At 72.2% G+C, this 21,900-nt stretch carries 14 protein-coding genes and 1 tRNA gene; 6 read left to right on the top strand and 9 right to left on the bottom strand.

What is annotated here, in order from left to right:
- The first annotated feature begins 198 nt into the window (after window positions 1-198).
- Both ACIBIW_RS15215 and pyk read left to right on the top strand, forming a co-directional pair.
- Entirely contained in the window at window positions 199-1,044 is an 846-nt protein-coding gene (locus ACIBIW_RS15215) for a sulfotransferase family protein (protein ID WP_399336708.1), read from the top strand.
- 244 nt (window positions 1,045-1,288) lie between these two features.
- Complete coding sequence (gene pyk, locus ACIBIW_RS15210) at window positions 1,289-2,725, top strand: pyruvate kinase (RefSeq protein ID WP_399336057.1); 1,437 nt, start codon at window positions 1,289-1,291, stop codon at window positions 2,723-2,725.
- Between the two features lie 124 nt (window positions 2,726-2,849).
- On the opposite strand, the gene ACIBIW_RS15205 is transcribed toward pyk, so the two are convergent.
- A tRNA-Leu gene (locus ACIBIW_RS15205) sits at window positions 2,850-2,922 on the bottom strand.
- A 100-nt stretch (window positions 2,923-3,022) separates the two neighbouring features.
- On the opposite strand from ACIBIW_RS15205, the gene ACIBIW_RS15200 reads away from it, so the two are divergent.
- Window positions 3,023-3,673 (top strand): ANTAR domain-containing response regulator, encoded by a 651-nt coding sequence (locus tag ACIBIW_RS15200; RefSeq protein ID WP_399336055.1) that lies wholly within the window; start codon window positions 3,023-3,025, stop codon window positions 3,671-3,673.
- 62 nt (window positions 3,674-3,735) lie between these two features.
- On the opposite strand, the gene ACIBIW_RS15195 is transcribed toward ACIBIW_RS15200, so the two are convergent.
- The 7 genes from ACIBIW_RS15195 to ACIBIW_RS15165 form a co-directional block, all read right to left on the bottom strand.
- Window positions 3,736-4,452: an ABC transporter ATP-binding protein gene (locus ACIBIW_RS15195; protein ID WP_399336053.1), complete on the bottom strand. Its 717-nt coding sequence runs from the start codon at window positions 4,450-4,452 to the stop codon at window positions 3,736-3,738.
- On the bottom strand, window positions 4,449-5,345 hold the full coding sequence (locus tag ACIBIW_RS15190; RefSeq protein ID WP_399336051.1) for an ABC transporter ATP-binding protein: 897 nt from the start codon (window positions 5,343-5,345) through the stop codon (window positions 4,449-4,451). Before ACIBIW_RS15190 ends, ACIBIW_RS15195 begins: the two co-directional genes overlap by 4 nt.
- 3 nt (window positions 5,346-5,348) lie before the next feature.
- The gene (locus ACIBIW_RS15185) at window positions 5,349-7,202 is read right to left on the bottom strand and encodes a branched-chain amino acid ABC transporter permease (protein ID WP_399336049.1); all 1,854 of its coding nucleotides are present in this window, start codon (window positions 7,200-7,202) and stop codon (window positions 5,349-5,351) included.
- A 5-nt stretch (window positions 7,203-7,207) separates the two neighbouring features.
- Window positions 7,208-8,137 carry a branched-chain amino acid ABC transporter permease gene (locus ACIBIW_RS15180; protein WP_399336047.1) on the bottom strand — a complete coding sequence of 310 codons (930 nt, stop codon included), beginning with the start codon at window positions 8,135-8,137 and terminating at the stop codon, window positions 7,208-7,210.
- Window positions 8,138-8,263: 126 nt separating this feature from the next.
- The gene (locus ACIBIW_RS15175; RefSeq protein WP_399336045.1) at window positions 8,264-9,472 is read right to left on the bottom strand and encodes a branched-chain amino acid ABC transporter substrate-binding protein; all 1,209 of its coding nucleotides are present in this window, start codon (window positions 9,470-9,472) and stop codon (window positions 8,264-8,266) included.
- Between the two features lie 846 nt (window positions 9,473-10,318).
- On the bottom strand, window positions 10,319-10,792 hold the full coding sequence (locus ACIBIW_RS15170) for a PaaI family thioesterase (RefSeq protein ID WP_399336043.1): 474 nt from the start codon (window positions 10,790-10,792) through the stop codon (window positions 10,319-10,321).
- An 84-nt stretch (window positions 10,793-10,876) separates the two neighbouring features.
- Entirely contained in the window at window positions 10,877-13,201 is a 2,325-nt protein-coding gene (locus tag ACIBIW_RS15165) for an FdhF/YdeP family oxidoreductase (RefSeq protein WP_399336041.1), read from the bottom strand.
- 228 nt (window positions 13,202-13,429) lie between these two features.
- On the opposite strand from ACIBIW_RS15165, the gene polA reads away from it, so the two are divergent.
- The 3 genes from polA to ACIBIW_RS15150 all read left to right on the top strand — a co-directional run bounded on the left by polA (window position 13,430) and on the right by ACIBIW_RS15150 (window position 19,145).
- Window positions 13,430-16,174: a DNA polymerase I gene (gene polA / locus ACIBIW_RS15160; protein ID WP_399336039.1), complete on the top strand. Its 2,745-nt coding sequence runs from the start codon at window positions 13,430-13,432 to the stop codon at window positions 16,172-16,174.
- Window positions 16,175-16,419: 245 nt separating this feature from the next.
- A complete protein-coding gene (locus ACIBIW_RS15155) occupies window positions 16,420-17,124 on the top strand; it encodes an NAD(P)H-binding protein (RefSeq protein ID WP_399336037.1) in 705 nt (234 codons plus the stop codon).
- Window positions 17,125-17,432: 308 nt separating this feature from the next.
- Window positions 17,433-19,145: a lytic transglycosylase gene (locus ACIBIW_RS15150; RefSeq protein ID WP_399336035.1), complete on the top strand. Its 1,713-nt coding sequence runs from the start codon at window positions 17,433-17,435 to the stop codon at window positions 19,143-19,145.
- 126 nt (window positions 19,146-19,271) lie between these two features.
- Here the strand turns inward: ACIBIW_RS15150 and hrpB are convergent, their stop codons facing one another.
- Window positions 19,272-21,842 carry an ATP-dependent helicase HrpB gene (gene hrpB / locus ACIBIW_RS15145; protein ID WP_399336033.1) on the bottom strand — a complete coding sequence of 857 codons (2,571 nt, stop codon included), beginning with the start codon at window positions 21,840-21,842 and terminating at the stop codon, window positions 19,272-19,274.
- Between the last annotated feature and the right edge of the window lie 58 nt (window positions 21,843-21,900).

Here is a 21,900-nt window from a genome sequence, read left to right as displayed (position 1 = left end):
CCGGCACCACCGCCCGTTCCCTCCCGGACACCTGGAGTTCTCCTCCCACCCCTGGGATGAGGCCCAAGGGGGAGCGGCGCCGACCCCCACCGGCCCGCGCCCCACCGCGGCAACCAGGAGAACGACCAGGAGGAGTACGGCGTGCCAGAACCGCGCATCACCGCCATCGGCAAGGGACTCAAGCGACGCGGCAGACTCATGGCGCAGGCCGTCGCCCCGCCCCGGCGCACCACCCCCACCCACCCCGGCAGCATCCCCCGCACCGGCACCGCGCCCGGCGCCCGCCAGCACGCCGACGGCTACACCGCCCCCGCCACCGCCCGCCTCGTCCCCTCGCCCGTCTTCGTCCTCTCCTCGGTGCGCTCCGGCTCCACCCTGCTGCGCGTACTCCTCAACAGCCACAGCAGAATCCGTGCCCCCCACGAAATGCATCTGCGGACCCTCCACGTCCACCTCTCCCGCGAATTCACGGCGGACGCCATGAGGGAACTCGAACTCGACAAGGAAGAACTCGAACACCTCCTCTGGGACCGCGTCCTCCACAAGGAACTCGACCGCAGCGGAAAAGACGTCATCGTCGACAAGACCCCGCCCAACACCCTCATCTGGCCGCGCCTCGAACGCTGCTGGCCTGAGGCCCGCTACATCCTGCTGCTGCGCCACCCGGGCGCCGTCATCACCTCCCTCACCAAACGCCGCGCCGACCCCGACCCCGAGGAGATCCGCGCCGAAGTACTCGAATACAGCGAGAAACTCGAAGAGGCACGCGGCGCCCTCGACTGCCACGTCATCACCTACGAACAGCTCACCGCAGAACCCGAGGAAACCACCCGCGGAATCTGCGACTACCTCGACATTCCCTGGGAGCAAGGAATGCTCGACTACGGCACCCGGGACCACGGCAGCTTCCGGCCCCAGCTCGGCGACTGGAGCGACACCATCAAGTCGGGGCGCATCCAGACCGCACGCCCCGCCGACCCCGGCACCGGCCTTCCGCCCCGCCTCCAGGAGATCGCCGCCGCCTGGGGCTACCCCACCACCTGACCGCCGCCCGCCCCCACCGGCCGCCCCCGAGGCCACGGCACCGCGCCACCGGCGCCGTGGCCCCCACTCCCCGTACCCGCCCCCTCACGGCCCGCCGCCCGCACCCCGGAAAACGCCCCCGAACCGCTCATCGGAGCGGGTCCCCGCACAATTCAACAGTTGTCAATAACCCTTCACGCAAAGGTTGTTGGGTAGTCATGCCCGGCCAATTGCCTACCCATCGGTAAGGTCTAGGCTCCCTTACATGCGCCGAGCAAAAATCGTCTGCACCCTCGGACCCGCCACCGACTCATACGACCAGATCAAGGCCCTGGTCGAAGCCGGAATGGACGTGGCCCGCCTCAACCTCAGCCACGGCGGCTACGCCGACCACGAGGCCCGATACCAGCACGTCCGCAAGGCCGCCGACGAAACCGGCCGCAGCGTCGGCATCCTCGCCGACCTTCAGGGCCCGAAGATCCGACTCGGAGAGTTCGGCGAGGGCCCCGTACTCCTTGAACGCGGTGACGAATTCACCATCACCGTCGAAGACGGCGTCGAGGGCGACCGCGGTATCTGCGGCACCACCTACCCGGGGCTCGCCGCCGACGTCTCCGCCGGCGAACGCATCCTCGTCGACGACGGCAAGGTCGCCCTGGAGGTCACCGGCGTCGACGGGCCCCACGTGCACACCGTCGTCATCGAGGGCGGCATGGTCTCCGACCACAAGGGGCTCAACCTCCCCGGCGTCGCCGTCTCCGTCCCCGCGCTCTCCACCAAGGACAAGGACGACCTGCGCTGGGCCCTGCGCACCGGCTGCGACATCATCGCGCTCTCCTTCGTCCGCACCGGCCGCGACATAGACGACGTGCACCGCATCATGGATGAGGAGAACCGCCGCCTCCCCGTGATCGCCAAGGTCGAGAAGCCCCAGGCCGTCGAGCACATCGACGACATCGTCGCCGCCTTCGACGGCATCATGGTCGCCCGCGGCGACCTCGGCGTCGAAATGCCCCTGGAGCAGGTCCCGATCGTCCAGAAGCGCGCCGTGAAACTCGCCAGGCGCAACGCCAAGCCGGTCATCGTCGCCACCCAGATGCTCGACTCGATGATCGACAACTCCCGCCCCACCCGCGCCGAGGCGTCCGACGTCGCCAACGCCGTCATCGACGGCACCGACGCCGTCATGCTCTCCGGCGAGACCAGCGTCGGCAAATACCCCGTCGAGACGGTCAGCACCATGGCCCGTATCGTCGAGGCCGCGGAAGAGGACATCCTCGCCAAGGGCCTGCCCCCGCTCACCGAGCACAGCAAGCCGCGCACCCAGGGCGGCGCCGTCGCCCGCGCCGCGGCCGAGATGGGCGACTTCCTCGGCGCCAAGCTCCTCGTCGCCTTCACCCAGTCCGGGGACACCGTACGGCGCCTCTCCCGCTACCGCTCGCCCATCCCGCTGCTCGCCTTCACCCCCGACGAGGCCACCCGCGCCCAGCTCAATTTGACCTGGGGCGTCGAGACGTTCCTCGGCCCGCACGTCGACTCCACGGACGCGATGGTCGCCCAGGTCGACGAGGAGCTTCTCAAGATCGGCCGCTGTCGCCGCGGCGACGTCGTGGTCATCACCGCGGGCTCCCCTCCCGGCGTGCCCGGCACCACCAACCTGGTCCGCGTCCACCACATCGGCGAGGACGACGCCCCGAAGTAACCGCTCTGCCGTCACCGACATATACGGGCCGGGGTACGCGTCAGTACGCCGGCCCTACGTGTGTGCACGGGGGATACGGAGGGCTCGCGACCATTAGGTGCGATCCTTGGAATCTAAGGGAAAGTGCCCCGGGTGGGATTCGAACCCACGCTGTCGGTGGTTTGAGCACCGTGTCTCTACCGCTGGACTACCGGGGCTTCCTATGAAACGAAGGTCGGGAGTTCCCGACGTGCCCCCACCATACCGCAGCTAGGTACCCTTTTGGGAGCCGACCAGCCACACCCGAGGAGCCCTCCCGTGAGCGTCCCCGAGCCGCCGCAGAACGACGACGACAAGTCGCACGTTCCTCCGCTGACGACCCGCGTCGTCATCGCCGAGGACGAGGCGCTGATCCGCCTCGACCTCAAGGAGATGCTTGAGGAGGAGGGCTACACCGTCGTAGGAGAGGCCGGCGACGGAGAGCGTGCCGTGGAACTGGCCCGCGAGCACCGCCCCGACCTGGTCATCCTGGACGTGAAGATGCCCAAGCTCGACGGTATCTCGGCGGCGGAGCAGATCGCGGGCGAGTCGATCGCGCCGGTGCTGATGCTGACGGCGTTCTCGCAGCGCGACCTGGTGGAGCGGGCGCGGGACGCGGGCGCGATGGCGTATCTGGTGAAGCCGTTCAGCAAGACCGACGTGGTGCCGGCGATCGAGATGGCGGTGTCGCGCTTCACCGAGCTGCGGGCGCTGGAGCGGGAGGTCGCGGACCTCACCCAGCGCCTGGAGACGCGGAAGCTGGTGGACCGGGCGAAGTCGGTTCTCCAGACGGACTACGGCCTGTCGGAGCCGGCCGCGTTCCGCTGGATTCAGAAGACGTCGATGGACCGCAGGATGTCGATGCAGCAGGTGGCCGAGGCCGTGATCGAGGACGCCGAGGAGAAGAAGGCCCAGCAGGGCCAGCGCTGAGACCTGTGGCGAGGCCCCGGCTCCCGTGGTGGGGGCCGGGGCCTTCCGCCGTCGCGGCGGGGTCAGTCCTCGCCGAGGTACGCCTTGCGTACGGACTCGTCGTGGAGGAGGTCGTTCCCGTCCCCGGAGAGGACGATCTTTCCGACCTCCATGACGTGGCCGCGGTCGGCCAGGGAGAGCGCGGCCTGGGCGTTCTGCTCGACGAGCAGGATGGTGGTGCCCTCGGCCTTGAGGGCGCCGATGGTGGCCATGATCTTCTGCATCATGATCGGCGAGAGGCCCATGGACGGCTCGTCGAGCATCAGGAGCCTGGGCTGCGACATGAGGGCGCGGCCCATGGCGAGCATCTGCTGTTCGCCGCCCGAGAGGGTGCCCGCCGCCTGCCTTCTGCGCTCTTCGAGGATGGGGAAGATCTCGTAGGCGCGCCGGATGTCCTTGGTGATCTTCTCGCGGTCGTTGCGGAGGTAGGCGCCGAGCCTGAGGTTGTCCTCGATGGTCATGCGGGGGAAGATGTGGCGGCCTTCGGGGGAGTGGGCGAGGCCGAGTTTGACGATCTGGTCGGCGCGGTACCTGCGGAGCGGTTTCCCGTTGAAGGCGATGTGCCCGCCGACGGGTTTGATGAGTCCTGAGAGGGTGCGGAGCGTGGTGGTCTTTCCCGCTCCGTTGGTGCCGATGAGGGTGACGACCTCGCCGGGTTCCACGGTGAAGGAGATGCCTTTGACGGCCTCGATCTTGCCGTAGGCGACGCGCAGGTCCTCGACTTCGAGGAGTGGGCTCATCGGTCGTTCTCCTTGGGCTGCGTGGGCACTCCCGCCGCCTGGTGGCCGGTGTCGCCGTCCGGGGTGTTCGCGGTCTCGGCGGCGATGACGGCCGCCTCGTCCTCGTCGGCGGGGATGTCGTCGAGGGGTTCGCCGAGGTAGGCGGCGATGACCCGGTCGTCCTGCTGGACGGTGGCGCTGTCGCCCTCGATCAGCTTCTCCCCCTGGACGAGGACGGCGACGCGGTCGCAGAGGTTGAAGATGAAGCGCATGTCGTGCTCGATGACGAGGACGGCGATGCCCATCTCGCGGATGGCGAGGACAAGTTCCTCGGTGGCGCGGGTCTCCTGCGGGTTCATGCCCGCGGTGGGCTCGTCGAGGAGCAGGAGCCCCGGCTCGCTGGCGAGGGCGCGCGCGATCTCCAGCTTGCGCTGCTCGCCGTAGGGGAGGTTGCGGGCGAGCTGCTCCGCCTTGTCGGTGAGGCCGACGAAGTCGAGGAGTTCGAGGGCGCGTTCCCTGCTCCGCGCTTCGGCGCGGTGGAACCGGGGCCCGCGCAGGAGCGCGGACCAGAGCCCTTCCTTGGTGCGGGTGTGCCGGCCGACGAGGACGTTCTCCAGGACGGTCATGTTGGCGAAGAGCCTGATGTTCTGGAAGGTACGGGCGATACCGGCGGCGGTGACCTTGAAGGACTTGGTGGGCAGGACGGTGCCCCTGTAGCGGACCTCGCCCTCCGTGGGGATGTAGAGGCCGGTGAGGCAGTTGAAGAAGGTGGTCTTTCCCGCGCCGTTGGGGCCGATGAGTCCGACGATCTCGCCGCTGTCGACGGTGAGGTCGACGGAGCGTACGGCGGTGAGCCCGCCGAAGCGCATGGTGACGCCGCGTGCGTCGAGGACTGTTCCCGGGTGGGTGGTCATGGCTTAGGCCCCTGTCTTGCCGAGGGCTGCGGGGGCCTTCGGTGCGGCGCCCGGTTCCTGGGTGGTTTCGTGGAATTCGAGTTGGCGGCGCCGGTTGGGGATGAGCCCTTCCGGGCGGGTGCGCATGAGGATGACGAGGGCGACGCCGAAGGCGAAGAGCTGGTAGTCGCCGAGGAACTGGAGCTTGTTGGGGATGAGGTAGAGCAGCGCGGCGCCGACGAGCGGCCCGCTGATGGTGCCCATCCCGCCGAGGACGACGGCGGCGAGGAGGAAGGCGGAGTTGGGGGGCACGCTGTTGGCGAACTGGTACTGCTCAGGGGTGACCGTGTAGGTGACGTGGGCCTGGACGGTCCCGGCGAGTCCGGCGAGTGCGGCGCCGAGCGCGAAGGCGACGAGCTTGACGCGGAAGCCGTTGATGCCCATGGCGAGTGCGGCGGTCTCGTCCTCGCGGATGGCGACCCAGGCGCGGCCGATGCGGGAGTCGCCGCTGCGCCGGAAGACGAGGACGACGACGAGGGTGATGATCAGCATCAGCAGCATGTAGTTGGCGAAGCGGCCGATGGTGAACCCGGCGACGTCGTGCGCCTTGCCGAAGTCGAACCCGAAGATATTGAGGTTGGGGATGCTGGAGATGCCGTTGGCGCCGTTGGTGACCTTGGGGCCCGAGGTGCCGTCGAGGTTGTTGGCGGCGATACGGAAGATCTCCCCGAAGCCGAGGGTGACGATGGCGAGGTAGTCGCCGCGCAGCCGGAGGGTGGGGGCCCCGATGAGGACGCCGAAGATGAGGCTCGCGGCGGCTCCGACGAGGAGCGCTCCCCAGAAGGGGAGGTGGACGTCGAAGGGCGAGAAGGTGGAGCCGGAGACCATGGAGGCGGCGTAGGCGCCGACGCCGAGGAAGGCGACGTATCCGAGGTCGAGGAGCCCGGCGAGGCCGACGACGATGTTGAGGCCGAGGGCGACCGTGGCGAAGATCAGGATGTAGACGCCGATGGTCGCGTACTGGTCGTCGGTCTGGGTGAAGGGGAAGAGCGCGGCGGCGATGAAGGCGCCGACGAGGGTGATGTTGCGGTGGCGGCCCGTGATCGTGGAGAGCTGGGCGATCAGGCCGGTCTTGTTGAGCGCGGCGAAGCCGAATCCCGCGGTCAGCAGGAAGCCGACGAAGAGTTCGTCGTACTCGGTGCTGATGCCGTAGGTGAAGACGATCAGGCCGAGCGCCATGACGGCGACGATGATGAGGATGTCGACGGCGCCGGGCAGGGCCCGGGGCGCCGGGGGCTCCTCCGCGGCGAGGGATGCCTTGAACGTGTCGAGGCCATTGCGCGTGCGGTGGCCCAGGCGCTGCCAGGCGGTGTCCTCGGGGGCCGGCGGGTAGTGGGCGGGCCGGGCGAAGGGCAGCGCGAGGGCGCCGACGAGGGCGATGAGGGTGGCCGCGGCGGCGACCCAGCCGCCGGGGTCGAGGTTGGCGAGGCCGCCGAGCTGGGCCGCGATGGCGATGACGGTGAACCAGGCGGTGGTGAACGCGGCCAGGGCGGCCATCTTGATGCCGGGATCGGGGCTGCCAGGGGCGAGAAACCTGAGGGGCCTGACGCCGTAGGAGGCGAGACCGATCAGGGCGGTGAGGGCGCCGGCGATGAGGACGAGCCACTGGAGCCCGCCGGGGTAGCCGTAGACGGTGAGGTCGCCGGGGAACGCGGCCGTCCAGGTCCAGGACATGAAGGCGGAGACGACGGTGAGGGCGCCGCCGCCGGTGGCGAGGGCGCGCGCGACACCCTCGGGGAGGCGTATCAGACCGGTGGCCTTGGGGGCGGCGGGGCCCTCGGGGGTCTCGCTCACGGTGCTTGTCTGCTGTGTCGTCATGGTGGTCACGCCCTGTCCGCGACGCGCTCACCGAGGAGGCCCTGTGGCCTGACCAGGAGTACGACGATGAGGAGTACGAAGGCCCAGACATCGGCCCAGGACTGGCCGCCGAGCTGCTGCATGCCGGGGATGTCGGAGACGTATGCGGTGGTGAGGGCCTCGGCGACACCGAGGACGAGACCGCCGATCATGGCGCCGTACACATTGCCGATGCCGCCGAGCACGGCCGCGGTGAAGGCTTTGAGGCCGAGGAGGAAGCCCATACGGAAGTTGATCTGGCCGTACTTGAGGCCGTAGGCGACGGCGGCGATCCCGGCGAAGGCGGCGCCCAGCGCGAAGGCGATGACGATGACGCGGTCGGTGTTGATGCCCATGAGCTTGGCGGTGTCGGGGTCCTGGGCGGTGGCCTGCATCCCGCGTCCGACACGCGTCTTCTGGACGAACCAGCCGAGGAAGAGGACGCACACGACGGCGGCGGCGATGAGGAAGATGTCCCCGGTCTGGAGCGTGGCACTGCCGATGTGGATGTTGTCGCCCGGGATCTGCGGGAAGGTGCGGGCGGACTTGGCGTCCGGGTACCAGGCCCACACCGCCTGCTGGAGGGCGAGGGAGAGGCCGATGGCCGTGATGAGCGGGGCGAGGCGCGGGGCGCCGCGCAAGGGGCGGTAGGCGAAGCGCTCCGCGCCGACGGCGACGAGGGTGGCGACGACGACCGCACCGATGATCATGAGTGGGAGGGCGAGCCACATCGTGGTGCCGTCCGGGAGGGAGAGCCAGACGGTGAGGGCGCCGAAGCCGCCGGTCATGAAGATCTCGCCGTGGGCGAAGTTGATCAGCTGGACGATGCCGTAGACCATCGTGTAACCGATGGCGACGAGACCGTACATGGCCCCCAGGAGCAGGCCGTTGACGAGTTGTTGCGGCAGTTCGTGCACCGCGGTCCTCCGGTTGATGGTGCGGGGGGATTGGCGGGGCCCGGCCGGGGGGTGCCCCGTGCGCCGGGTCATGCCGCGCGGGGCGCTGTGGTGGTCAGCGCCCCGCGCGGAGGTGGTACGGGTGTGTCAGCCGCCGAACTTGCCGGACTCGACGGGGGTGAACAAGCCGCTCTTGACCTGGTAGACCGTGAGCTGCTTGTTGGTCGTGTCGCCGTACTTGTCGAAGGACACGGCGCCGGTCACACCGTCGAAGGACACGTCCTGCATGGCCTTGGCGACCTGCTCGCGTGCGTCGTCGGGCAGCTTGCCGTCGTTGCCGTCGACGACCTTCTTGACGGCCTCGACGACCGACCAGGTGCTGTCGTAGGCGTAGCCGCCGTAGGTCTCGTACGGGTCCTTGTAGCCGGCCTTCTTGTAGGCGGAGATGAACTCCTTGGCGGAGTCCAGCTTCTCGATGGGCAGGCCGACGGAGGTGGCGAAGTCACCGTCGTTCTTGCCGCCGGCGAGCTTGATGAACTCGTCGCTGTCGAGGGCGTCGCCACCGGCGACGGGGGCGTCGACACCGGCCGACTTGAGCTGCTTGCTGAGGGGGCCGCCCGCGGGGTACTCGCCGCCGTAGTAGACGAGGTCGGCCCCGCTGGACTTGACCTTGGTGACGACCGCGGAGAAGTCCTTGGTGTCGGGGTTGATGTGCTCGGTGCCGGCGATCTTGCCGCCCAGCTTGGCGAACTCGGCCTTGAAGGTGCCGGCGAGTCCCGCGCCGTAGGTCTTCTTGTCGTCGATGACGAAGACGCTCTTGCGCTTGGCCTTGTTGTACAGGTACTGGGCGCCGAAGGGGCCCTGGACCGCGTCGGTGGTGCAGGTGCGGAAGAAGGACGCGTAGGGGCGCTTCTTCGTGCCGCCGTTCCAGTCCTGGCCCTGGCTGAGGGAGGGGTTGGTGGTGGCGGGGGAGACCTCGACGAGGTTTCCGTCGGCGAAGACCTTCTGCATGGACTCGGCGACGTTGGAGTTCAGGGGGCCCACGGCCCCGAGGACGTCCTTGTCGGCGACGAACTTGGAGGCGTTGGTCTGGCCGGAGGAGGGCTGCGCCTGGTCGTCGAGCGCCTCGACCTTGAAGGTGACACCGTCGACGTACTTCTTGCTGTTGGCCTGCTTGGCGGCGAGGTCGGCGGAGTTGTGGATGCCCACGCCGAGCGCGGACAGGTCACCCGTCAGCGGGGCGTCGACTCCGATGACGACGGTGGTGGTGTCACCGGCGCCGGAATCGCTCTTGCCGTCGTCGCGCGAGCCACAGGCCGTGAGGGTGAGTGCTCCGGTGGCGAGAGCAGCGGTCATAGCTATAAGCGAACGTTGACGCACGATCAGTCCTTTCGGTGGCACGCCCCTTGTTGGGGTACCGAGTCGAGCGCTGGAACCGAACTGACTTGAATCCGGTGGCGCGGTGACTTGCGGTGACTATAGGGACCATTTGTGGGTACAGGACTCGTCCGGCTCAGGCTGTGACTCTCTTGTTATGCCGCTGCGTAATAGAGGTGGAAGCAGATGGGGCGGTTGGGAACGTTTGCGCCCTTTCTGGTTTTACCGTTCGTGGTCAAGCGGCAGGACCGTCAAGGGTTTTGGTCATGACAGTGTGCCCGGAGTACGCCGAGCGCAAGGCCATGCGGGCGTCTTACGGGCATGTGTCGTACAGGCCCCGACGGGGCCCTTGCTTTGCACGCTTATTGCGCAGTGTTACGCGCGGGAAAAGGGGACCGGCATTCCGTGGCACTTTCGCGTATTCCCGGGTGCGCACGGTGCGCGGGGCGCTATCCGGGGATACCGATTTCACGGCGGCGGGGGCGGTGGGGAGGGCCGGTGCGGGTGTGCCCGCTTCGCGCGGCCGTGCGGCGCCCCCGGCGCGCGGGTCCGGCGGCCGCGCTGCGCCACATTGCCTTCGCTGTTGGCGATGGCAATGCCGAGGGTGAACGATGGGCGGCGCGAACTCGCGGCGACATCGCGCCAGTCTGCCGGGTGGCGGCGGTGGTGTGCGGTGCCGCCGTGACGTGGCGGTACGGCGCGTGGCGCGGCCCGTGCGGGCTCCGGCGGGGCACGTTCCGGGTCCGGGCGGGGCGCGTGGCGTGGGCGGGTCCGGGCGCGGGGCGCGGCGCCCGGCGTCGGCTCCGGGCCGTCAGCTTCGGGCCGTCAGCTTTGGGCGGGGGCGCCGTCGGCGGGGCGCAGCAGGCAGGTGAGCCGTGCGGTGCACACCCGTCGGCCCTGCTCGTCGGTGATCACGACCTCGTAGGTGGTGGCGGTACGGCCGCGGTGGGCGGGGGTGGCGACTCCGGTGACGGTGCCGGTGCGCGCGGCCCTGTGGTGGGTGCAGTTGAGGTCGACGCCGACGGCGGACTTCCCGGGGCCGCCGTGGAGCATGGCGCCGACCGAGCCGAGGGTCTCGGCGAGTACGGCGGAGGCGCCGCCGTGCAGCAGCCCGTAGGGCTGGGTGTTGCCCTCGACGGGCATGGTGGCGACGACCCGTTCCGCGGACGCCTCGATGACGCGGATGCCCATACGGGCACCGAGGGCGCCCGCGGAGAAGAGTTCCGACAGGTTGATCCCGAGCGCCTCATAGGTGTCGATGACGTCCTGCGGGAACTTCACGGGGGGCGCCTCGCCCATGGACCGGCTCCGTTCTTCTCGTCGGCGGCTGCCGCGGGGGCCGTCCACCGTCGTCGCTGCCCCGGGCGCTGTCCCGGGTGTGCCTCATGCTTCCAGAGGCGCGGCCGCGGCCTCCGCCGGGGCGGTGGCGGGCCCGTCCCCGGCGGCCTCCAGGCGCACGACGACGGACTTGCTCGCGGGGGTGTTGCTGGTGTCGGCGGTGGCGTCGAGGGGGACCAGCACATTGGTCTCCGGGTAGTAGGCGGCGGCGCAGCCGCGCGCGGTGGGGTAGTGCACCACCCGGAAGCCGGGGGCGCGGCGCTCGACGCCGTCGCGCCACTCGCCCACCAGGTCCACGTAGCAGCCGTCGGCGTGGCCGAGGGCGGCGGCGTCGTCCGGGTTGACGAGGACGACGCGGCGGCCGTTGGTGATGCCGCGGTAGCGGTCGTCGAGGCCGTAGACGGTGGTGTTGTACTGGTCGTGGGAGCGCAGCGTCTGGAGCAGCAGCCGGCCCTCGGGGACCCTCGGGTACTCGACGGGGGCCGCGGTGAAGTTGGCCTTGCCGGTGGCGGTGGGGAAGCGGCGCTCGTCGCGCGGGGCGTGCGGGAGGGCGAAGCCGCCGGGGTGCGCCACGCGTGCGTTGAAGTCCTCGAAGCCGGGAATGACGCGCGCGATGCGGTCGCGGATGGTGGCGTAGTCCTTCTCGAACTCCTCCCAGGGCGTGGCGGAGGCGGCGCCGAGGACGCGGCGGGCGAGGCGGGCCACGATCGCGGGCTCCGACAACAGGCTCGGCCCCGCCGGTTCGAGGCGGCCGCGGGAGGCGTGCACCATGCCCATGGAGTCCTCCACGGTCACGAACTGCTCGCCGCTGCCCTGGAGGTCGCGCTCGGTGCGGCCGAGGGTGGGCAGGATGAGGGCGCGGGCGCCAGTGACCGCGTGCGAGCGGTTCAGCTTCGTGGAGACGTGCACGGTGAGGCGGGCGCGGCGCATGGCCGCCTCGGTGACGTCGGTGTCGGGGGAGGCGGAGACGAAGTTGCCGCCCATGGCGAAGAACACCTTCGCGTCGCCGTCGCGCATGGCCCTGATGGCGCGTACGACGTCGTAGCCGTGCTCGCGCGGCGGCGCGAAACCGAACTCCTTCTCCAGCGCGTCGAGGAGCGCGGCCGGGGGCCGCTCGAAGATCCCCATGGTGCGGTCGCCCTGCACGTTGGAGTGGCCGCGGACGGGGCAGACGCCCGCGCCGGGGCGGCCGATGTTGCCGCGCAGCAGCAGGAAGTTGACGACCTCGCGGATGGTGGGCACCGAGTGCTTGTGCTGGGTGAGGCCCATCGCCCAGCAGACCACGGTCCGCTCGGAGGCGAGCACGAGGCGCAGCGCCTCCTCGATCTCGGCGCGGGTCAGCCCGGTGGCGGTCAGGGTCTCGTCCCAGTCGGCCGCGCGGGCGGCCTTCGCGAAGTCGTCGTAGCCGTGGGTGTGCTCGGCGATGAACGCGTCGTCGAGCGCGCCCCCGGTCTCGATGATCAGCTTGTTGAGGAGCCGGAAGAGCGCCTGGTCGCCGCCGAGCCTGATCTGGAGGAAGAGGTCGGTGAGCGCGGCGCCGGCCGCCAGGCCCTTGGGGGTCTGCGGGTTCTTGAACCGTTCGAGCCCGGCCTCCGGCAGCGGGTTCACCGAGATGATCTTCGCGCCGCCCGCCTTGGCCTTCTCCAGCGCGGAGAGCATACGGGGGTGGTTGGTGCCGGGGTTCTGCCCCGCGACGATGATCAGGTCGGCCCGGTAGAGGTCGTCGAGGAGGACGCTGCCCTTGCCGACGCCGATGGTCTCGCCGAGCGCGGAGCCCGAGGACTCGTGGCACATGTTGGAGCAGTCGGGCAGGTTGTTCGTGCCGAACTCGCGCGCGAAGAGCTGGTAGAGGAACGCGGCCTCGTTGCTGGTGCGCCCCGAGGTGTAGAAGACGGCCTCGTCGGGGGAGGAGAGCGCGGTCAGCTCGTCCGCGACGATGTCGAGGGCGCGCTCCCAGGACACCGGCGCGTAGTGGGTGGCGCCGTCGGCGAGGTACATGGGGTGGGTGAGGCGGCCCTGCTGGCCGAGCCAGTAACCGCTGCGGCGCGCCAGGTCCGCGACGGGGTGGGCGGCGAAGAAGTCCGGGGTGACCCGGCGCAGGGTGGCCTCCTCGGCGACCGCCTTCGCGCCGTTCTCACAGAACTCGGCGGTGTGCCGGTGTCCTGGCTCGGGCCAGGCGCAGCCGGGGCAGTCGAAGCCGTCCTTCTGGTTCACCCGCAGCAGGGTCAGCGCGGTGCGGCGCACGCCCATCTGCTGCCGGGCGATCTTCAGCGAGTGCCCGACGGCGGCCAGACCGGCCGCGGAGTGCTGGGGCTCCGCCACGCTGGGTGCGTCCTGCACCGGATCACCCTTCGGCGCCTTGCTGGCCATCCCGGTACCCCTTCCCACGGCCCTCCGCGCACGGCTACCCCTCGATCTTCCCACGCCGCGCCGACAGCGGGCCGCCCTCCCGGCGCGGGGCGGCGTCCCCGCCCCGTCGCCCCGGGTGCCGGACGCCGTACGCGTGTACGGGCTGCGGGCGGCCGGGGAGCGGGTGCGGCCCCGCGCGGGCGACCGGGGGAGACCCGGTTGTCAGTGCGGCATGGCAGGATCGGTCCCGTGGCAGAGAACGCAGCGAAGAAGACCCGTAAGCCCGCGGAGAAGCCGGCGGAGAAGTCCGCGGGGCAGGCCCGCCCGCGCCTGATGCTCATGGACGGGCACTCCCTGGCCTACAGGGCGTTCTTCGCCCTGCCCGCGGAGAACTTCACGACGTCCTCGGGCCAGCCGACGAACGCGATCTACGGCTTCGCCTCCATGCTGGCGAACACGCTGCGCGACGAGTCGCCCACGCACTTCGCGGTGGCCTTCGACGTCTCCCGCAAGACATGGCGCTCCGAGGAGTTCACCGAGTACAAGGCGAACCGCTCCGAGACCCCCGACGAGTTCAGGGGCCAGGTCGAGCTGATCGGCGAGCTGCTCGACGCGATGCACGCGGAGCGCTTCGCCGTCGCGGGCTTCGAGGCCGACGACATCATCGCCACCCTGGCCACCCAGGCCGAGGAGGCCGGTTTCGAGGTCCTGATCGTCACGGGCGACCGCGACTCGTTCCAGTTGATCACCGAGCACACCACGGTGCTCTACCCCACGAAGGGCGTCTCGGAGCTGACCCGCTTCACCCCGGCGAAGGTCGTGGAGAAGTACGGCCTCACGCCCGAGCAGTACCCGGACTTCGCCGCCCTGCGCGGCGACCCGTCCGACAACCTCCCGGGCATCCCCGGCGTCGGGGAGAAGACGGCCGCGAAGTGGATCAACCAGTTCGGGTCCTTCGCCGAGCTGGCCGACCGCGCCGACGAGGTGAAGGGCAAGGCGGGGCAGAACTTCCGCGACCACCTGGAGGCGGTGCGCACCAACCGCCGCCTGACGGAGCTGGTGCGCACGGTGGAGCTGCCGCGCGCGGTGGCCGACCTGGAGCGCGCGCCGTACGACCGCAAGACCCTGGCAATGGTCCTCGACACGCTGGAGATCCGCAATCCCTCGCTGCGCGAGCGGCTGCTCGCGGTGGACCCGGGCGTCGAGGAGGCCGAGCCGCCCGCGCCCGAGGGCATCGAGCTGGACGGCGTCGTCCTGGACACCGGCGCCCTCGCGCCCTGGCTCGCCGAGCACGGCGGCGTGAAGCTCGGCATCGCCTCCGTGGACTCCTGGCACCTCGGCTCCGGCTCGGTCGCCGAGATCGCGCTCGCCGACGCGGACGGCGCCGCCGCCTGGTTCGACCCCGCGGAGCTGGACGAGGCCGACGAGACCGCCTTCGCTGCCTGGCTCGCGGACCCCGCGCGCCCCAAGGTGATGCACGACGCCAAGCGCGCCATGCGGGTCTTCGCCGAGCACGGCTGGCGCATCGACGGCGTCGGCATGGACACGGCGCTGGCCGCGTACCTGGTGAAGCCGGGCCGCCGCTCCTTCGCGCTGGACGCGCTCTCGCTGGAGTACCTGGGCCGTGAGCTGGTGCCCGCCGCGTCCGCCGACGGCCAGCTCGCGTTCGGCACGGACGAGCAGGCCGAGGCCGACGCGCTCATGGTGCAGGCCCGTACGATCCTCGACCTCGGTGAGGCGTTCACGGGACGGCTCGCCGAGGTGAGCGCGCGGGAGCTGCTCACCGACATCGAACTGCCCACCTCGACGCTGCTGTGCGGCATGGAGCGGCACGGCATCGCCGCCGACCGCGCCCATCTGGAGTCCATGGAGGAGGTGTTCGCCGCGGCGGTGCAGCAGGCGGTGAAGGAGGCGCACGCCTCCGTCGGCCACGAGTTCAACCTCGGCTCGCCCAAGCAGCTCCAGGAGGTCCTCTTCGGCGAGCTGGCCCTGCCGAAGACGAAGAAGACCAAGACGGGCTTCACCACCGACGCGGACGCGCTCGCCTGGCTCGCCACCCAGACCGAGCACGAGCTTCCGGTGATCATGCTGCGCCACCGCGAGCAGGCCAAGCTGCGGGTCACGGTCGAGGGCCTGATCAAGTCGATCGCCACGGACGGCCGCATCCACACCACGTTCAACCAGACCGTCGCCGCCACGGGACGCCTGTCGTCGACGGAGCCCAACCTCCAGAACATCCCGGTCCGCACGGACGAGGGCCGCGCGATCCGCCGCGGATTCGTCGTCGGCGAGGGCTTCGAGTCGCTGATGACCGCCGACTACAGCCAGATCGAGCTGCGGGTCATGGCGCACCTCTCCGAGGACGAGGGCCTGATCGAGGCGTTCACCTCGGGCGAGGACCTGCACACCACGGTCGCCTCCCAGGTGTTCGGGGTGGACAGGCCGGCCGTGGACGCCGAGATGCGCCGCAAGATCAAGGCGATGTCGTACGGCCTCGCCTACGGCCTGTCCGCGTTCGGGCTCTCCCAGCAGCTCGGCGTCGAGGCGGCCGAGGCCCGCGCCCTCATGGACACGTACTTCGAGCGCTTCGGGGGCGTGCGCGACTATCTGCGGCGCGTCGTCGACGAGGCGCGCGCCACCGGCTACACCGAGACCATGCTCGGCCGCCGCCGCTATCTGCCCGACCTCAACAGCGACAACAGGCAGCGCCGCGAGATGGCCGAGCGGATGGCGCTGAACGCCCCCATCCAGGGCACCGCGGCCGACATCGTCAAGATCGCCATGCTGAACGTCGGCCGCGCGCTGACCGGGGCGGGCCTCACCTCGCGGCTGCTGCTCCAGGTCCACGACGAAGTCGTCCTGGAGATCGCGCCGGACGAGCGCGAGCAGGTGTCGAAGATCGTCAGCGACGAGATGTGCGGCGCCGTCCACCTGAGGGCGCCGCTCGCGGTCTCCCTCGGCGTGGGTACCGACTGGGAGGGCGCGGCCCACTGACCCCGGCCGCGCACCGCTCGGCGCGGGGAGGAGGCCCGGGACCGGTGCCCGGCGGGCGCGTAGGGTGGCGTGCGTCTTCGCAGGGGCGCCGGGCGTGCCCCGGGCCGGAAGGGGTGGGGGATGGTCGCGGTCGTCTTCGGAGCCAGGGGCAACGTCGGGCGGCACGTCGCCGAGGGACTGCTCGCCGCGGGCGAGCGGGTCAGGGGCACCAGCAGAAACCCGGCCCCGGCCCCCGGGGCATCGAGATGGCCGCCGCCGACCTGGACCGCCCCGAGACCCTGCCCCCGGTCCTCGAAGGGGCCGACCGGGTCTTCCTCTACGCAAGACCCGAGGGCGCCGCCGGATTCGCCGCCGCCGCCAGGGCCGCCGGAGTGCGGCACCTGGTGCTGCTGTCGTCCGCGGCCGTGGCCCAGAAGGAGGCGCGGGGCCCGATCGCGGACGCCCACCGCGCGGTCGAGGACGCCATCGAGGACTCCGGGATTCCCCGGACGTTCATCAGGCCCGGCATGTTCGCCACCAACGCCCTGTGGTGGTGGCGCGAACCGGTGCGCGCGGGCCGCCCGGTCCTGCTGCCCTACCCGCTGTCGAGGACCGCGCCCGTCCACGAGAAGGACATGGCCGCGCTCGCCGTCCACACCCTCACCCACCCCGGCCACGAAGGCCGCGCCTACACGGTGTTCGGCCCCGAGGGGCTGACCCTGCTCCGGCAGGTCGAGCTGATCGGCGCCGCGCTCGGCCGGGAGCTGACCGTCGAGACCGTCTCCCCGGACGAGGGCCGCGCCGAACTCGCCCGCACCATGCCGGAGCTGGGCGTCAGCGCGGTGCTCGGGGCCTGGGAGGCGGGCGTGCGCACCGACCCCGCCACCTCCACCGTCATCGAGGACGTCACCGGCAGGCCCGCGCGCACCTTCGCCCGCTGGGCCGAGGACCACGCCGCCGACTTCCGCTGACGGCACGCCCGCCATTCGCCGCCGCACCGGCGCCCGTACGCGCGCCGCTCCACCCGCGCCCGAAGCGCCACCCGCACCCCGCGCGGGAGCGGGAACCACAACGTGCCCCGGCACGTCGGAAGTTCGGGGGCGCGCCGCCGGTCACGCGGCCCCGGCCGGTTCCGGACGCGCCAACGGTACGTGGGCAACTGGTGAACAAGGGACACGAAGAGGTGTCTGGGCCGCGGAACTTGTCGTAATGTCACGAAGAGAAGCAGACGCGTAGAAGGCCCGGCCCCAGGGGACCGGATCGAGGAGGGGTTCACGCAATGGCGGCGCAATTCGGCAGGAGGCTGCGCAGAGGGGCGGTGACCACCGCCGTGGCCGCGGCCGCGGTGGCGGCGCTCTCGGCCTCCCAGGCCCCGGGGTTCACCGACAGCCAGAAGCCCGACACATCGGACCAGGCGTCCGACTCCGACACCTCCCCGGCGGGCCCGTCCGTCAGCGGCGACTCCCCCTACTACACGGACCTGCCGCCGCTGAACAGCCCCACCCCGCCGCCCTCGGCCGACCACCCCCCGGCCGCCGGGGGCACGGAATCCGGCATCCCGGCCACCGTGCTCGACGCGTACAAGAAGGCCGCCTCGTCGCTCCGCACCTCGCAGCCCGAGTGCAACCTGCCCTGGGAACTCCTCGCCGCCATCGGCAAGGTGGAGTCCGGGCACGCCTCCGGCGGCCGCGTCGACTCCCACGGCACGACCCTCAAGCCCATCCTCGGCCCCGTCCTCGACGGCAACGGCTTCGCGAAGATCACCGACACCGACGGCGGCGCCTACGACGGCGACACCACCCACGACCGGGCCGTCGGACCCATGCAGTTCATCCCGTCGACCTGGACCCAGGGCGGCCCCGACCACAACGGCTGGGGCGCCGACGGCAACGGCGACGGCAAGAAGGACCCCAACAACGTCTACGACGCGGCGCTCGCCGCCGGGCGCTACCTCTGCGCGGGCGGCAGGGACCTCTCCGCCGACTCCGACATGCGCCGCGCGATCCTCGGCTACAACAATTCGAGCGACTACCTCGCCACCGTCCTGTCCTGGTACGAGTACTACCGCAAGGGCACCCACGAGGTCCCCAACGGCAGCGGCTCCCTGCCCGGCCACCGCAGCGACAACGCGACCCCCTCCGCGCCGCCGAGCCCCACGGCGAGCAAGCCGCCCGCCACGGACAAGCCGTCCTCGCCCGGCAAGCCGTCGAAGCCCGGCGGGGGCTCCGGCAGCCCCACGCCGTCCGACCCGTCCAAGCCGCCGGCCGGGGACCCCGAGCCGACCCCGACCGAGAGCGTCACCCAGATCGAGGACGCCGGCAGCGGCGCCCTCAACGCCACCGCGGGCGACGCGTTCTCCGGCCAGGTGAAGGTCCGCACCGTCGACAAGGGCGGCGACGCCGTCGCCAAGGTCCGCGTCCGCTTCACCCTGGTCGGCGACACCGACGCCACCTTCGCGGGCGGCGAGTCGGTCGCCACCGTGCAGACCGGGGCCGACGGCACCGCCACCGCCCCCGCGCTCACCGCGGGCGACAAGGCCGGCTCCTTCACCGTCCGCGCCTCCGTCGTCGGCCGCTCGCTGCCGACCCTCGACTACAAGGCCACCGTCACCGCGCGCCAGGCCGACGCCCTCGCCAGGGTCGGCGAAGAGCCGCTGGTGTGCGCTCCGGGCGAGCAGTTCGCGGCCGACGTCCAGGTCAAGGCGACCTACAAGGGCGCGCCCGCCGCCAAGGTCGGCGCCACCGCCACCCTGGTCGCCTCCGCCGACGGCACCGCCCCGAACACCAAGGGCCCCTACTTCAAGGACCAGGCGGGCAAGCCGCTGCGCACCCTCACCGGCCTCACCACCGACGAGGACGGGCTGCTGACGCTGCCCGAGCTGTACGCGGACGACACCACAGGCACCTTCACGCTCCGTGTCACCACCGAGGGCGGCGCCGCCCTCACCGTGGAGCTGACCGTCAAGGCACCGGACACGCCCCCGGCGGCGTAGCCGCGGCAGGGGCCGAGGACACCGGCGGCCCGCGGGCGCGAAAGCCCCCGCGGGCCGCCGCCGTTTCTCCCGGACACGTTTCTCCCGGCCGCCGCGCGTCCCGCCCCTCTCCCCGCTTCGCGCCGGTCAGCCCCCGGAGCGCGCCTTGGTGAACCGCGTCGGCCGGGCCGTCGAAGGATCGTCCGGCCAGGGGTGCTTCGGATAGCGGCCCCGCAACTCGGCGCGCACCGCCCGGTAGCCCTCCCGCCAGAACGACGCCAGATCCGCCGTCACCGCCGCGGGACGGCCCGCGGGGGTCAGCAGATGCACCAGCAGCGGCACCCCCGCCACCGTCGGTGTGCTCATCAGACCGAACATCTCCTGTAGCTTCACCGCGAGCACCGGGCGCTCCGGGTCCGTGTAGTCCACCCGGACCCGGGAACCGCTCGGCACCGTCAGCCGTTCCGGCGCCAACTCGTCGAGACGCGCCGCCTCGCCCGACGCCCACGGCAGCAGCCTGCGCAGACACCCCGCCGCGTCGATACGCGCGAGATCGGCCCGCCGCCGCGCCCTGCCGAGTTCCGGCTCCAGCCAGTCGTCGGGGCGCGCGAGCAGCGCCGCGTCCGACACATCCGGCCAGCCGCCGCCCACGCGCGCGTGCAGGAACGCCAGCCTGGCCCGCAACTCCCGCGCCCCCTGCGGCCAGCGCAGCAGCCCGAGACCCTCGCGCGCAAGCCCGTCGAGCAGCGCCGCGCGCACCGCCGCCGCCCCCGGCGCCCGCAGCGGCTCCGCGGCAAGCTCGACCGCGCCGAGGCGCTCCACCCGGCGCGCCACCACGTCGCCGCCCGACCAGCCGACCTCCTCGCCCGCCGAGCCGAACGCCGCCCCCGCGCGCCGCGCCGCCGCCTCGTCGATCGGCGCCGCGAGGCGTACGCGCGCGTGGGCGCGGTCGGCCGAGCGGTCCGCCACCGCCACCGCGAGCCACGGCAGGCCGCCGAGGCGCGAGCCCCCGGCAAGCTCGGCGCCGGTCCCGTTCACCATCAGATACGCGCCGCCGCCCCGGGCCCTGGCCAGCCGCTCGGGGAACGCGAGCGCCGCCACCAGGCCCGCCGCCGCGTCGTCCCCCGGCGCGCCACGGGCCCCCGCATCCCGCGCCGCCCCCGGGCCCGCGCGCCCGCCGCCTGCCTCGCCGAGCGCCGCCGTCAGCCGCCCCGTCTCCCTGCGCCACCGCGCCGCGTACCCGGCGTCCCGGCCGCCGCCGGGGCCGCGCGCCGCCCGCCACACCGCCGCCAGATCGTCGCCGTACGCGCGCGGCGGCTCCTCACTGAGCAGCGCGACCAGCTCCGCCGCGCGCCGGGCGCCCACCTCGGGCGCCCCGTCGAGCAGCGCACGCGCCAGCCGGGGATGCAGCCCCATACGTGCCATCCGCTCCCCGCGCCCGGTCGCCCTGCCCGCGCCGTCCACCGCGCCGATCCCCGCCAGCACCGCGCGCGCCGCCGCCATCGCGCCCGCGGGCGGCGCGTCGAGCAGCGCGAGGCCCGCCGCGTCGGGATCGCCCCAGCAGGCCGCCCGGAGCGCGAACGCGGTCAGCTCCGCCACCCTGATCTCCGGCTCGGGAAACCGCGGCAGCCGCCCGAACTCGGCCTCGGCGAGGCACCGGTAGACCGTCCCCGGCGCCTCGCGCCCCGCCCGCCCCGCCCGCTGCTCCGCCGCCGCCCGCGACGCCCGCACGGTGGTGAGCCCGCCGAGACCGCGCGCGTGGTCGGTACGCGGCTCGCGCGCCAGGCCCGAGTCGACCACCACCCGTACCCCGGGCACCGTCAGGCTCGACTCCGCGACCGACGTCGCCAGCACCACCCGGCGCCCCGCGGACGGCGTCAGCACCGCGTCCTGCACCGCCGCCGACGCCCGCCCGTGCACCTGGAGCACCTCGGCCCCCGCCGCCGTCCCCAGCAGCGCCGCCACCCGCGCGATCTCGCCCACGCCCGGCAGGAAGCACAGCACGTCCCCCGCGCGCTCCGCGAGCGCCCGCCGCACCACCGCCGCCACATGGGCGAGCAGCGCAGGATCGACCCGGACGCCGTGCGGCGGGCGCACCGCCGCGGGCGGCGGCGCCCACACCGTCCCCACCGGGTGCGCCACCCCCTCGGCCGCCACCACGGGCGCCCCGCCGAGCAGCCGCGACCAGCCCTCCGCGTCCGTCGTCGCGGACGCCGCGAGCAGCCGCAGCTCCGGGCGGAGCGCCGCGCGCACGTCGAGCAGGAACGCGGTCACCGTGTCGGCGTCCAGGTGCCGCTCGTGACACTCGTCGAGCATCACCGCGCCCACGCCCGGCAGCTCCTGGTCCCGCTGGAGGCGCTGGAGCAGCACCCCGGTGGTGACCACCTCCACGCGTGTGCGCGGCCCGGCCACGCGCTCCCCGCGCACCGTGTACCCGACGCTCTCGCCGACCCGCTCGCCCAGCAGCCACGCCATCCGCCGGGCCGCGGCCCGCGCCGCGATCCTGCGCGGCTCCGCCACCACCACCCGCCCCTCCGGGGCGGCGTACCCCGCCCCGGAGGGCCCGGCGAGCCCCGCGAGCGCGAGCGGTACGAGCGTCGTCTTGCCGGTGCCGGGCGGCGCGCACAGCACCGCCGCGCCCCGCTCCGCCAGGGCGCCGTACAGCGCGGGCAGCGCCCCGCGCACCGGCAACGCGCCGAGGGCTTCGCTACGGATCACGGCCCCAGTCTCCCGGACCCGCCATGCTCCCCGACGGCCCGCCCGCGGGCCGCCACCG

It is taken from the genome of Streptomyces sp. NPDC050560 (assembly GCF_044457285.1).
In the GTDB taxonomy this organism is placed as follows: domain Bacteria; phylum Actinomycetota; class Actinomycetes; order Streptomycetales; family Streptomycetaceae; genus Streptomyces.
Note: the sequence above shows the minus strand (reverse complement) of the source record. Positions and strands in the feature narration are given on the sequence as shown.